The organism is Klebsiella sp. HMSC25G12 (assembly GCF_001807705.1).
In the GTDB taxonomy this organism is placed as follows: domain Bacteria; phylum Pseudomonadota; class Gammaproteobacteria; order Enterobacterales; family Enterobacteriaceae; genus Klebsiella; species Klebsiella variicola.
In genome coordinates this window covers 84,354-97,268 of the sequence record NZ_KV789908.1, presented here as the reverse complement: position 1 = coordinate 97,268, position 12,915 = coordinate 84,354, and the positions used below count along the sequence as shown (strand labels likewise).

Below are 12,915 nucleotides of genomic sequence, written 5' to 3'. Positions count from 1 at the left end.
AACGCGATACTAGGGCTTCAGGGCGTAGCGAAGCTGATGTTCCCGGCGCGACTGGATGCGCTGTTGCCGCGCCTCATCCCAGCGGTAAAAGCCTTGTCCACTGCGGGCGCCGGTGTCGCCTCGCGCCACCTTCTCCGCCACCAGCGACATCATCTCGCTCCCGCTGGCCAGCTCCGGCAGCAGGTGCTGGCAGATATCCTGGACCGTCGCCAGCCCGGTCATGTCCGCTGCCTCCAGCGGGCCGACCATCGCATAGCGGCGGCCCAGCGAGGCGCGCATCACCTGGTCCACTACCTCGGCAGAGGCAATGCCGCTGTGGACGATATGCAGCGCTTCGCGCAGCAGGGCGAACTGCAGCCGGTTGCCGACAAAGCCCGGCGCGGCGCGATTGAGCACCACCGCTTCCAGCGCGCAGGCGGCGCAAAAGTCGCTCACCTGGCGCGCCAGATGGGGCAGTGTGGCGCTCCCGGGCACCACTTCCACCAGCGGGATCAGGTGCGGCGGATGCCAGAAATGGGCGATCAGCAGCCGTTCAGGGTGGCGCATGCCCTGCGCCAGCGAGTCCGGCGGCAGGCCGCTGGTGTTGCTGGCGATAATCGCCTCGTCGGCGATCAGCGTTTCCAGTTCGGCATACAGGGCGTGCTTCAGTGGTAGCCGCTCGGGGATCGCTTCTATCAGCAGCGTGGCATCGGCCAGGGCATTCAGCGCCGGGGTGGGGATCAGACGGGCCAGCACAGCGTCGCGGTCGGCGGGATCCTGCTGGCCGCTCGCCTCCAGCTCGCGCAGGATGGCGCTGGCCACCGCCGGAACCTCGGCGAGACGCTGCGGGTCGGTGTCATACAGGCGGACGACGTGACCGTGACGGGCGAAATGGCAGGCGATGCCGACGCCCATCAGTCCCGCGCCGAGTACCGCCAGGCGTGGTGTAAACATAGTGGCTCCTGTTAACGTTGTAGAGTCATGGCGATGCCCTGGCCGCCGCCGACGCACAGGGTTGCCAGCCCTTTGCTGGCGCCCCGGCGCTGCATCTCATGCACCAGGCTGACGAGGATCCGGCAGCCGGAGGTGCCGATGGGATGGCCAAGGGCGATGGCGCCGCCGTTGACGTTGACCTTCTCGCTATCCCACTCAAGCAGCTGACCGACGGCCAGCGCCTGGACGGCAAAAGCCTCGTTAGCTTCGATAAGATCCACCTCGTCCAGCGTCCAGCCGGCGCGCTGCAGCGCTTTACGGCAGGCGCTCACCGGGCCGATGCCCATCACCGATGGGTCGACCCCGGCGACCGCTGAGCTGACAATGCGCGCCAGCACCGGTAGCCCGAGCTCGTGCGCTTTATCGACGCGCATCAGCAGGACCGCCGCGGCGCCGTCGTTCAGCGACGAGGCGTTTCCGGCAGTGACGCTGCCGTCAGCGGGACGAAACGCCGGGCGCAGCTGGGCCAACTGCTGCTCGCTGGTCTCCGGGCGCGGTTGCTCGTCGTCAGTCACGACACGCGGCGGCTTTTTGCCCTGCGGGACGCTGACCGGGACGATCTCCTCGCGAAAGCGTCCGGCGGCGATGGCGGCCGCCGCTTTGCGCTGGGACCCGGCGGCAAAGGCATCCTGGCGCTCACGGCTGATGTCGAAGGCATCAGCCAGATTCTCGGCGGTAATGCCCATGTGGTAGTCGTTAAAGGCGTCCCACAGGCCGTCCAGAATCATGCTGTCCTGCAGGCTGGCGTGGCCGAAACGCAGGCCGTCGCGGGCGCCGTGCATCAGATAGGGGGCATTGCTCATGCTCTCCTGGCCGCCGGCGATGACGATCTCGGCGTCGCCGCAGCGGATCGCCTGCACCGCCTGCTGAACCGCTTTCAGCCCGGAGCCGCACACCAGATTGACGGTCACCGCCGGGGTGTCCACCGGCAGGCCGGCCCGCAGCGCGGTCTGGCGCGCCGGGTTCTGCCCGCAGCCGGCGGTGAGCACCTGGCCGAAAATCAGTTCGTCCACCGCCGCGGCGGGCAACGGGCCGCGTTCAAGCAGGCTGCGTACCACCGCGGCGCCGAGGTCGACGGCGGAAAGAGGGGCGAAGGCGCCGCGAAAGCTGCCGACCGGGGTGCGTACTGCAGCAACAATGGCAATATCGGTCATGGTCTCTCCTTAGCTGAAGCGCATTTCGCGCACATCGTCGGCCACGATCAGTCGTCCCGCCGTTTTACGCATCACCTCGTCGGGGCTCACTCCCGGGGCCACTTCGCGCAGGACAAACGCGCCGTCGACAATGTCCAGCAGGGCCAGATCGGTGAGCACCCGGCGAATACAGCCCACGCCAGTGAGCGGCAGGGTGCACTGCGGCAGCAGTTTGGATTCGCCGTTTTTTGAGGCGTGGGTCATCACCACGATGATGTTCTGCGCGCCGGCTACCAGGTCCATGGCGCCGCCCATCCCCTTGACCATTTTTCCAGGGATCATCCATGAGGCGATGTTGCCCGCGACGTCGACCTCAAAGGCGCCAAGAACGGTCAGGTCAACGTGGCCGCCGCGGATCATGGCGAACGACTGAGCGGAGTCGAAGATGGCCGCCCCGGTTTGCGCGGTGACGGTCTGCTTGCCGGCGTTAATCATGTCGGCGTCGATCGTGGCTTCGTCTGGAAATTCGCCCATCCCCAGCAGGCCGTTCTCCGACTGGAGCATCACCTCAATACCGGCGGGAATGTAATTGGCCACCAGCGTCGGGATACCGATCCCGAGGTTGACGTAGTCGCCGTCGCGCAGCTCCTGGGCGACGCGCATCGCCATTTGTTCACGGGTCAGCATCTCACTTCCCTCCGGCGCGCAGGGTGCGCTGCTCAATACGTTTTTCAAATTGCCCGACGATCAGCCGGTCGACATAGATCCCCGGGGTGTGGATGGCGGAGGGCGGCAGTTCGCCCGGCGGTACAATCTCTTCCACCTCCACCACCGTAATGCGTCCGGCGGTGGCCATCAGCGGGTTGAAATTCTGCGCGGTATGGCGATAAACCACATTGCCGTACCAGTCGGCTTTCCAGCCTTTGACCAGCGCGAAATCGCCGCGGATCGCCTCTTCAAGGATGTAGTGCCTGCCGTCGAACTGGCGCACCTCTTTGCCTTCGGCGACCGGGGTGCCATAGCCGGTGGCGGTGTAAAAACCGGGGATCCCGGCGCCGCCGGCGCGAATTTTTTCGGCCAGCGTTCCCTGAGGAGTGAGCTCAACCGCCAGCTCGCCGCTCAGCACCAGCTGTTCAAACAGCGCGTTCTCCCCGACGTAAGAGGCCACCACCTTGCTGATCTGGCGCGACGCCAGCAGCATACCGAGACCGAAGCCGTCGACGCCGCAGTTATTGGAGACCACCGTCAGCCCCTGCACCTGGCGACGCTGCACCTCGGCGATCAAATTCTCGGGAATGCCGCACAGGCCGAAACCGCCGGCGAGCAGCGTCATGCCGTCCGTTAACCCTTCCAGCGCCGCTTCATAGCTGGCGACGCGTTTATCCAGTCCTGCCATCTTGTCTCTCCTGCCTTGCGATAGCCTTATCATTGGCGCTGGAGACTGATTTGATAATTTTGAATTTGTGACCCACTCATTTGGAATTTTAATTAATTTCCTGTTAACTAATTTTTTTCAATTAGTTAACAGGAAGAAAAATGAGAATGAGTGTCAAACAGTTACGCGCGTTTTTAGCGGTAGCTCACACTCTGAATTTCGCCCACGCCAGCGAAAGGCTCAATTTGTCGCAGCCAGCCCTCAGTTTGACCATCAAAGGGTTAGAGGAGGCGCTGGGCGGCGCGCTGCTGCAGCGCAGCACCCGCAAAGTGACCCTTACCCAGGAGGGGGAACTCTTTCTGCCGATGGCCCGTCAGCTGCTGGCCGACTGGGATAACGTCGAGGAGGCCATGCGTCAGAGCTTTACCCTGCAACGGGGTAAAATTTCGGTGGCCGCGATGCCGTCGTTTGCGGCCAACGTCCTGCCGGAGGCGCTGAAGGCCTTTCGCGACCGCTATGCCGGCGTGAACGTCACGGTGCATGACGTGATTAATGAGCAGGTGATCGAGATGGTGCGCGAGGGGCGAGTGGAGATGGGTATTGCCTTCGAGCCATCGCCCACCCACAACCTGCTGTTTACCCCGCTGGCGGTGGACCGCTTCGTGGCGATCGTTCCCCGGCAATCCCCGCTGGCGAAGAAAAAGCAGCTCACCTGGCAGGAGCTGTTGACCCTCGATTTTATTACCCTGCAGCGTCCCTCGGCGGTACGCCTGATGCTGGAGGAGGCGCTGGCGCGCAGCGGTCGCCAGCTGGACGTAGCGCTGGAGAGTCACCAGCTGGTGACGGTGGGGAGAATGGTGGCCAGCGGCCTGGGGGGCAGCGCGGTACCGGCGCTGTGTAAAACGCAGATGACCTCCCTGGGGGCCGTCTGCATCCCGCTCAGCGATCCGCCGATTGAGAAGTGCGTCGGTGCGATCCATGCCGGGCATATGCCGCTGTCGAAGGCGGCGCAGGCGCTGCTGGATACGCTGAAAGGGTTCTTGCCGACCTGAGCAGGCGGGAGGGGCAAAAAAAAACCGGCCTGCTGGCCGGTTTGACAATCAGATTTTGCAGGCGTCGCCGCAATCGTCATCGGCAACGATCGCCTGCGCTTTTTTGTCCGCTTCTTCCAGACGCTCCGCGTTGCGTTCTTCTGCTTCATCCAGGCCGCTGAAGACCAGGTTGTCGAGATCAATTTCCATAAGTTACCTATCGTTGCTGGTTTTTAATCAGCGTCAAGTATAGGGCAAAACCGCCAGCGGATGTAGCCGCTCTCCGCGCCGAACGCACAGAGCGTTAAGTCGCGGGGCGGCAGGCTTTCCCTACTATAAATAACCGTTGACAGGCGGGTGTAGGCTTTATTAATCACCATACAGAATGATTTCCTGTGTATATATTAAATGAAAGGACAACGAAGGAGTAATTAAGTGTTGACGAAAAGCTTTTATGTTAATATGGCCGCGATTATGGATGAATCTATGGATCTTAATCAATGGAACATACTGTTGCAGGCGCCATCAAAGAATGGCGTAAACATAATAAAGTGATCGGTCAGGTCAAAATAAACTATAAAAAAGTTTTACGAAAATGCAGAGAGCTCTCGCTCGCAGGAGGTAAATACAGAGAATATCAAGAACTTTGTGCAAAATATCAGTGTGCGCGGTTGACCGCCGTGACCAAAGGGCTGGTGCCTTTTGAGGATAAACCGTTTAAAGCGTATCTCAATAAACGGCTGTCAAAACGACGCAAGCTGGATATTGCCCACGGTTCACTGAATTTTATTGAGAAAACGTTTCACCCTGATGTCCTGCCGCAGCTGTACAATGTGGCGGATTTTGGTCGCGCGATGTTCTCTATTCCTTTGAAAAATGGCGATAATCTTGACGTTAAACTGTTGGCGTCGCCGTTTCAGGAGGAGGGCGAGCTGATGCTGCAGCTGTTTCTCGGTGACCGGCGCGTCTATAGCGTCTGTTTTTCCTGTACCGACGATGGCCGCGCCTATATTGGCGGCATCCAGGGCGGGAAAGATATCACCAATGACGAAGTGAAGGTGCTGACTAAAGAGCTGCATGGCGCGCGGCCGAAAAATATCATCATGAGCGTGCTGTATGGTTTCCTGCGTTATTTCAGCATCACCACGGTCTACGCGATCGATTCCGATTACCACGTGAAAAGCGATCTGGTGAAAGCCAGTTATTCATCGCTGTGGCTGGAAATGGGTGGTGAGAAACAGGCTCGCGGCTGGTATAAATTACCGGCGCAAGAGATCAAAAAAAGTATTGAAGAGGTGAAAAGCAAGCACCGGAGCCAGTTTATTAAGCGCGAAGGTGTCAAGGATCTGATTCAGATAGATATGGCGAACGCCCTGCAGCACATTACGTTGCAAGCACGGGTGAATTAACGCCTCTCATACGCCAGCCGGGCTGCAGGGGGCTGCTACCCGGCTGGCGATTTCCTCTCTCCCCAGGTCGCTGTGCCGTAGGTTACTGCCCGCTCTCGCCGATTGGCGGTGACGCGGAGACGGTGAGCAGCGGAGCGCTGCGCCACCATACCATCAGGGCGACAATCGCGATAACGCTCAGCACGCCGAAGGCGGTGGCATAGGAGTAGTGCCCGGCGATAGACCCGGTTAACGCCGGACTCATTGCCGCCCCGGCGCCCTGCATCAGCATCACCACGCTCTGTCCAGCGTTAACGTGCCCGCTGCCGCGCAGCAGCGAGACGATAAAGCTGGGCACCGCCACCCCCAAAATCCCTGCCGCCAGGCCATCAAGAATTTGCACCGGGACCATCATCGCCGGGGCGTCGCTGGACGCCGCCAGCGCCGCCCGGATGGGCATGATCAGCAGCGCCAGCAGGATGCATCGCCAGTAACCGTATTTGTCGATGCTGCCGGCGACCCGGATGGCCACCGGGATCATCACCACCTGCGAAATAATCACCGTGGCGGCGGCAAACAGTCCGGGATTGAGGTGTCCCGGCGCGGCGGCGATCCGCATGCTCAGCATCGGCAACAGTGCGGCATTGGCGAGATGGAACAGCATCAGGGTTACGCCGGCGATCAGCAGCGGCGTATGGCGGAACAGGATGGCAAACCCCGGCAGGGAGGGCGTGGATGCCGCTTCGATGCCGCGGGCGGCGTCATCGTCGATATCGCCGCCGCGGATCGCCAGCAGGGCGACCAGGGTAAGCAGCGTGGTACAGGCCATCAGAATGAAAATGCCGCCGATGCCCCAGTACCAGGCGATAGCCCCGGCCATTAGCGCGGTGAAGAAATTTCCCGCGTGGTTGAAGGCTTCGTTTTTCCCCATCTGGGCGCTAAAGCCGCGCTGTCTGGCAAGACCGAGGGTAATCCCGGCGATCAGCGGTCCGACAAAGGCCGCGCAGATGCCGCTGGCGACTTGCGAGAGGGCGACCACGCTGGTCTTCTGACTAAACCAGAGCAGCAGGGTGGTGAGGGTGATCACCAGGCAGACCCCGGCCAGCAGCAAGCGCTTATGCCGCGAGCTGTCGGTGATGAAGCCGGCGGGCAGGGTCGCCAGCAGGCCGGCGATACCGCCGACGGACATCAGCAGGCCAATGTCCTCCGCCTGCCAGTGACGCTGGGTGAGAAAGATCCCCAGAAACGGGCCGAGGCCGTCGCGCACGTCGGCAATAAAAAAGCTGGTCAGACATAAAGCCCGCAGAGAACGAAGCGACATTTTCTACCTTTAGCATGCGCGATCTGCGCGTCGGAATGGTCACCGGATACCTTCATCCTTTATCGCACCGTTCGATGAAACAAAAATGTCCCGCGCTCGTCGGGTACCGTGGCTATGCAACATACCCGCTTGCGGCGGCTTTCGCCAGAGGCGTACGAAAGTTCTGTAGCGGCGCTATTAGCGTTCGTCTGCCTTGACGATCTGCAGGGCGGCGGGGCTCGCCACGGTGCCGCTGGCAGTAATAAACCCCGGATGGACAGCCTCGCCGCTGGCGCTGTCCACCAATGCTATATGCGGCGCGCTGTGCAGCACGTGCTGATGGCCCCATTCCATCAGGGCGAACAGCACCAGCGCCAGGCTACGGCTTTTATCAGTCAGAACATATTCATACCGTTCGCGGGAGCCGGCTTCCCGGTAGGGCACTTTGCTGAGCAATCCCGTTTCGGTCATGGTTTTTAACCGGGTGGTGAGCGTCTGGCGGGTAATATGGGTGTGCGACAGCATCGTTTCAAAGCGCGTCACGCCGTAAAACGCCTCGCGGAGGATCAACAGCACCCAGCGGTCGCCGAGGATTTTCGCCCCTTCCGCCAGGCCGCACAGCGCCGGGTCGAGGTAGGGCAGTGATTTATTTTTTGACATCGCGAGATTGACCTTCTACTCTGAGTTTGAATTTTAGACCTAGATGCTAAGGAGAATAGCGTGCCATTTGTTAACGTGCAAACCATTAAAGGGATCATGACCGCGGAACAGAAAAGTGAGCTGCTGCGACGGATGACCGATCTGCTGGTGGAGATTGAGGGGCAGGGCGATCCGCAGTTCCGTCAGTCCGTCTGGATCCGCATTGACGAACATGACCCGGAGCAGTGGAGTCTGGGCGGCGTCCAGCCGACGGCCGCAATGATCGCGGCGAAATTTGCCGCCGCGCGGCGCGACGGATCCCCGGAATAAAACGGGCGGCGAAGCCCGGCCCGGCGATCTGACGCAGAAGAGGGGCCAGATCGCCGGGTAATATTGCGATTCGCTATGGTGCAAAAGCGTATTTTGCGGCTAAGGTAACGGTCAGGGAACCCAACAAACAGGGCGCGATGCCAGACGGCCAGCCTGGCGCCACTCTCAAACCGGTGAAAACAACGGATGTCTACAGAACACATGCTGCCGCTGGCGGTGCAGAACAAAAATATCCTTCGCCTGGCTGCCGCTCAGGCGCTGGCCGGCGCCAACTCGGTGGTCTTCTACGCTACCGGCGCGATAGTGGGTAACGCGATTGCCCCCAGCCCGTCGCTGGCCACGCTGCCGATCACCCTGTTTGTGCTGGGGATGGCGGCCTCCATTCTGCCTTTCGGCGCGCTGGCGCGAACGCGGGGCCGCAAAGCGGCGTTCAGGCTCGGCACCGGCGCCGGGATGGTGACCGGACTGGCGGCCGCCCTGGCGGTAGTGCTGAATTCTTTTCTGCTGTTTTGTCTCGCCGCGATGCTTGGCGGCGCCTATGCCGCCGTGGCGCTCAGTTTTCGTTTTGCCGCCACCGACGGCGTCGCCCCGGCGCGTCGCGCCCGTGCGCTGTCGCTGGTGATGGGCGGCGGTGTGGCCGCCGGGATCATTGGCCCGATGCTGGTCACCGGCACCATGCACCTCTGGCCGGCACATATCTTCGCCGTCACCTTCCTCGCTCAGGCGCTGGTTGCAGTGCTGGCCGCCTTTTTGTTGAGAGGGGTGACGCCGGCGGAGCCCACCGCGGCCAGCGTGCGCGGAGGGCGGCCGCTGCGCGAGATTGTCCGCCAGCCGGGTTTTGCCACCACGGTATTCAGCGGCGCGGTGGCCTATATGGTGATGAATTTTCTGATGACCGCCGCGCCGCTCTCCATGCATATGCACGGTCTTTCCCAGCAGGCCGCCAACCTTGGGATCCAGTGGCATGTGATGGCGATGTACGGCCCGGGATTTTTCACCGGCCGGCTGATCCAGCGCTTCGGCGCAGTGCGAATGGCGGCGGCGGGATTGCTGATCACCGCCGCGTCGGTGGCGGTCGGCCTGAGCGGTCTCGGCGTGTATCATTACTGGCTGTCGCTGATTTTGCTCGGCATCGGCTGGAACTTTGGCTTCACCGGCGCCTCGGCGAAAATCATCGATTTCCACCGCCCGGAAGAGAAGACCCAGGTTCAGTCGCTCAACGATTTTCTGGTCTTCGGCGTGATGATCGTGGGGTCGTTTTCGTCCGGGGTTCTGCTCAACGCCTTCGGCTGGAACGCCGTGCTGTGGGGCTCCCTGGTCCCGGTTGCGGTGGCGTTGTTGACCCTGCTGCTGCGCCCCTTATCCCCACCCCGCGCTTAGCGCCTGGCCTGCCGCTGCGCAGGCCGTCTTTTGCTTTTTTCAGCTATGCATTGCTGAAATTCATCTGACTCCTTGCGCGTAAAAACGTCACAGACGCTACATGCTGTAGTAATCTCTACAACATGACAATGCATCTCTTGATCCTTAACCTGACAACGTCTCAAGCCACGCTGCGCATGCGTGTCTGGCGAACCCTGAAGCAGAGCGGGGCAGCGGTCCTGCGCGATGGGGTCTATCTGCTGCCCGACGTGCGCCAGGGCTATGACACTTTCCTCAGCACCTGCCAGGCGATCCGCGCGGAAGGGGGGACCGGGTATGTTTTCACGATTGAGGCGGCGGAAGAAGAGGCGCTCAGGCCGCTATTCGATCGTCGTGAACAGTACGACGCGCTGTTGCAGGATCTGCAGGCGCTGCAGGGGACGTTATCCAACGACGAACTGGCGGCTCAGCTCAAACAACTGCGTAAAATTCAGCGTGACTACCGGCGGATCGAGGCCATTGATTTCTTTCCGGGGGCCGCCCGGGAGCAAGCCGCTGAGCGACTGGCCACTATCGAGCAGGTCATTAATCAGCGGCTATCGCCGAACGAGCCGCAGTCGGTGGCGGGCGAACTGAGCCTGCTGGACAGAGGCGCCTTTCGCGGCCGGCTGTGGGCCACCCGCCGACGCCCGTGGGTCGATCGTCTGGCCAGCGCCTGGCTTATCCGGCGCTTTATTGACGACGAGGCGCGGTTCCTGTGGCTGGCCGCGCCTGAGGACTGTCCGGCGACAGCGGTCGGTTTTGATTTTGACGGCGCGCCATTCAGCCATGTCGGCACGCTGGTGACCTTCGAAGTACTGGTCCGGCGTTTTGCGCTGGACGCGGTGATCCCCGACAGTCTGGGACGGTTGATCCACTTCCTGGACGTCGGTGGGGTACCGACCCCGGAGGCGGCGGGGGTAGAAAGCATTCTTGCAGGGCTGCGGGAAACCATTACGGACGATGACCAACTGCTGGCGGCAGCTTGCTCGCTGTTCGACGGCTTACTGAGGTCCTGTGAAATGAGGTCTGGCAATCATGAGCAAAACGGTCGTTCTTCCGCAGAGTGACAGTCCTTCCGTCGTCGCTTCCGTCTCCTTCTGGCAGGCATTTCGCTTTTGGCTCAAGCTTGGCTTCATCAGCTTCGGCGGGCCTGCCGGACAGATCGCCATGATGCACCAGGAGCTGGTGGATAACCGACGCTGGATCTCGGAAGGGCGATTCCTGCATGCGCTCAATTTTTGTATGGTCCTGCCCGGCCCGGAGGCCCAGCAGCTGGCGACCTATATCGGCTGGCTGATGCATAAAACCTGGGGAGGCGTCATCGCCGGGGTGCTGTTTATTTTGCCCTCGCTGGTGTTACTCATCGCCCTGGCGTGGATCTACCTCGTCTGGGGGGATGTCGCCGTGGTGGCGGGGATCTTTTATGGCATCAAACCCGCCGTAGCGGCGATAGTATTGCAGGCGGCGCACCGCATCGGCTCGCGGGCGCTGAAAAATGGCGCCTACTGGGCCATCGCTGCCGCTGCCTTTGTCGCTATTTTTGCGCTGAACGTTCCTTTTCCGCTGATCGTCCTCGCCGCGGCACTGGTGGGTTTTATCGGCGGACGGTTGGCGCCGACGACGTTCGGCAAAGCGGACGCCCACCGTGCGCAGAGTCACCCTGGCGGAGCCGCCATCATTGATGACACGACGCCGATTCCGGCCCATGCCATTTTCAGCTGGCGGCGCACCTCTCAGGTGCTGATCGCCGGAATGCTGCTGTGGCTGGTGCCGATGGCCGCCCTGACGCTAATGCTGGGCTGGGCGCATCCGCTGACCCAGATGAGCTGGTTCTTTACCAAAGCCGCGCTGATGACCTTTGGCGGGGCATATGCCGTCTTACCTTATGTTTACCAGGGGGCGGTGACCCACTATGGCTGGCTGACGGCAGGGCAGATGATGGACGGCCTCGCTCTTGGGGAATCGACCCCCGGACCGTTGATCATGGTGGTGACCTTTGTCGGGTTTGTCGGCGGCTACACCAAAGCGGTGTTGGGCGTCGATGATGTGCTGCTGGGGGGCATCGCGGCGGCGTGCCTGGTGACATGGTTTACCTTTTTGCCCTCGTTCATCTTTATTCTCGCCGGCGGGCCGTTTATTGAAACGACCCATAATAAGGTGGGATTTACCGCGCCGTTGACCGCCATCACTGCCGCGGTGGTGGGCGTTATCCTGAATCTGGCGCTGTTTTTTATCTGGCATAGCGTCTGGGGACCGTCCGGTTTCGACCCGTGGTCCGCAGCCATAGCCCTGGGCGCCGCCGGGCTGCTGTTTCGTTATAAGTGGAAGCTGACCTGGGTACTGGCCGCCGCCGCCGCAGTAGGGCTTATCGTCCATATGGCGGGACTGTCCGGCGCAGGATAAGGTCGGCGTTGGGCTGAGAGAAACGTGGACAGATGGGGGATTGGGGAGGGAGGCCAGTGCCTGAGCAGGCCCTGGCCGGATGGGTGAGAATGTCTTTATTTTTCAAAGCATGCTAAATATCTCCCACTGAATAATCTCATCACCAAAATCGGGCGGCGTAATTAAAATGCTTCATTTGATGTTCGTCGACATAGGAACTGGTTCCATCATTTTTTGAATCCTTGCCGGAGACCGTATTCCCCGAGATATATTGTGGCACCCCATCAACTATACCTGTGTAAATGCCGGCATGATCTCCTGGCTTTTGACCGTTAGCCTGGACGGGATAGTCAACTCTTAAAACAATATCGCCAACGGCAATGTCAGAAATAGCTATTATTTTTCCGAGCGCTAATGACTTCTGAAAAAATGTGTCTACGCTGGCGGTTTTAGGCAGGCCGGGAATGCCAGCCTGCCAGCTACACCAGTAGACAAAAGCCATACACCATGGCGAGCCGGGTGCGCTGCCCGCCGATTTGAGATAGGTATCTACCATCGGGCCAGAATTGCTGTTAAGCGGCTGCTCTTTGACATTAAGCTGACTTCTTGCTGTTTCTATCAAGTCGTTACCATTAGGCATGGTCTTATCCTCATCAGGTAGATTGTTAAGTTGTGAACGTCACAGAATGAATTTACTGAATTCAATTTTTATCTCTATTGATTATCCTGTTTTTATTTCTGAAATGTTTATTTATTTTTGAAGTATCTATTTAATTTTGCAGTGGGAAGGATTTTTTGATAAGCGGAAGTTATATTCCTCCTAATCTCTTTGTAATTATCCCAATCAAAATTGATAAGAAATTGATAAGCGGTTTCAGCGCCAAGTACTGAATTTTTTACTGGACAGGGCTGTGACTTTATTTTTTATTTCTTCTACTTCGTTTAAAAAACTATTAACGGATAG

Annotated in this window: 14 protein-coding genes; 6 read left to right on the top strand and 8 right to left on the bottom strand. The window is 60.0% G+C overall.

The annotated features are described in order from the left end of the window. Positions 1-9: 9 nt before the first annotated feature. The 4 genes from HMPREF3096_RS19070 to HMPREF3096_RS19055 are packed head-to-tail and all read right to left on the bottom strand — an operon-like array spanning position 10 to position 3,501. Positions 10-933: a 3-hydroxyacyl-CoA dehydrogenase family protein gene (locus tag HMPREF3096_RS19070; RefSeq protein ID WP_048268513.1), complete on the bottom strand. Its 924-nt coding sequence runs from the start codon at positions 931-933 to the stop codon at positions 10-12. A gap of 11 nt (positions 934-944) precedes the next feature. Beyond that, complete coding sequence (locus HMPREF3096_RS19065; RefSeq protein ID WP_064169286.1) at positions 945-2,126, bottom strand: acetyl-CoA C-acetyltransferase; 1,182 nt, start codon at positions 2,124-2,126, stop codon at positions 945-947. A gap of 9 nt (positions 2,127-2,135) precedes the next feature. Further along, positions 2,136-2,792 carry a CoA transferase subunit B gene (locus HMPREF3096_RS19060; RefSeq protein WP_012541466.1) on the bottom strand — a complete coding sequence of 219 codons (657 nt, stop codon included), beginning with the start codon at positions 2,790-2,792 and terminating at the stop codon, positions 2,136-2,138. Between the two features lies 1 nt (position 2,793). Continuing rightward, positions 2,794-3,501, bottom strand: a complete 708-nt coding sequence (locus HMPREF3096_RS19055) for a CoA transferase subunit A (protein ID WP_023340302.1) — start codon at positions 3,499-3,501, stop codon at positions 2,794-2,796. A 140-nt stretch (positions 3,502-3,641) separates the two neighbouring features. Here HMPREF3096_RS19055 and HMPREF3096_RS19050 point away from each other — a divergent pair, with 140 nt between their 5' ends. After that, positions 3,642-4,532: a LysR family transcriptional regulator gene (locus tag HMPREF3096_RS19050; protein ID WP_012541468.1), complete on the top strand. Its 891-nt coding sequence runs from the start codon at positions 3,642-3,644 to the stop codon at positions 4,530-4,532. 48 nt (positions 4,533-4,580) lie between these two features. On the opposite strand, the gene HMPREF3096_RS29615 is transcribed toward HMPREF3096_RS19050, so the two are convergent. Then, entirely contained in the window at positions 4,581-4,721 is a 141-nt protein-coding gene (locus HMPREF3096_RS29615; protein ID WP_002908189.1) for a hypothetical protein, read from the bottom strand. Between the two features lie 290 nt (positions 4,722-5,011). Between HMPREF3096_RS29615 and HMPREF3096_RS19045 the strand changes: the two genes are divergently transcribed. Next, positions 5,012-5,920, top strand: a complete 909-nt coding sequence (locus tag HMPREF3096_RS19045; RefSeq protein WP_016161239.1) for a DUF535 family protein — start codon at positions 5,012-5,014, stop codon at positions 5,918-5,920. An 82-nt stretch (positions 5,921-6,002) separates the two neighbouring features. Here HMPREF3096_RS19045 and HMPREF3096_RS19040 read toward each other — a convergent pair whose 3' ends face one another. Next, complete coding sequence (locus HMPREF3096_RS19040) at positions 6,003-7,220, bottom strand: MFS transporter (RefSeq protein WP_008804557.1); 1,218 nt, start codon at positions 7,218-7,220, stop codon at positions 6,003-6,005. 177 nt (positions 7,221-7,397) lie between these two features. Further along, positions 7,398-7,859, bottom strand: a complete 462-nt coding sequence (locus tag HMPREF3096_RS19035; protein WP_009307678.1) for a winged helix-turn-helix transcriptional regulator — start codon at positions 7,857-7,859, stop codon at positions 7,398-7,400. 60 nt (positions 7,860-7,919) lie between these two features. Between HMPREF3096_RS19035 and HMPREF3096_RS19030 the strand changes: the two genes are divergently transcribed. From HMPREF3096_RS19030 to chrA, 4 genes are all read left to right on the top strand, one after another. Then, complete coding sequence (locus HMPREF3096_RS19030; protein WP_004175772.1) at positions 7,920-8,168, top strand: tautomerase family protein; 249 nt, start codon at positions 7,920-7,922, stop codon at positions 8,166-8,168. Between the two features lie 186 nt (positions 8,169-8,354). After that, a complete protein-coding gene (locus tag HMPREF3096_RS19025; protein ID WP_223861307.1) occupies positions 8,355-9,548 on the top strand; it encodes an MFS transporter in 1,194 nt (397 codons plus the stop codon). A 128-nt stretch (positions 9,549-9,676) separates the two neighbouring features. Next, a complete protein-coding gene (locus HMPREF3096_RS19020) occupies positions 9,677-10,636 on the top strand; it encodes a chromate resistance protein ChrB domain-containing protein (protein WP_016161236.1) in 960 nt (319 codons plus the stop codon). Beyond that, positions 10,605-11,972, top strand: coding sequence for a chromate efflux transporter (gene chrA, locus HMPREF3096_RS19015; protein WP_032733163.1), 1,368 nt, complete (start codon positions 10,605-10,607; stop codon positions 11,970-11,972). Before HMPREF3096_RS19020 ends, chrA begins: the two co-directional genes overlap by 32 nt. A gap of 139 nt (positions 11,973-12,111) precedes the next feature. Here the strand turns inward: chrA and HMPREF3096_RS19010 are convergent, their stop codons facing one another. Beyond that, positions 12,112-12,591, bottom strand: a complete 480-nt coding sequence (locus HMPREF3096_RS19010) for a C40 family peptidase (RefSeq protein ID WP_012541475.1) — start codon at positions 12,589-12,591, stop codon at positions 12,112-12,114. Positions 12,592-12,915 lie beyond the last annotated feature (324 nt).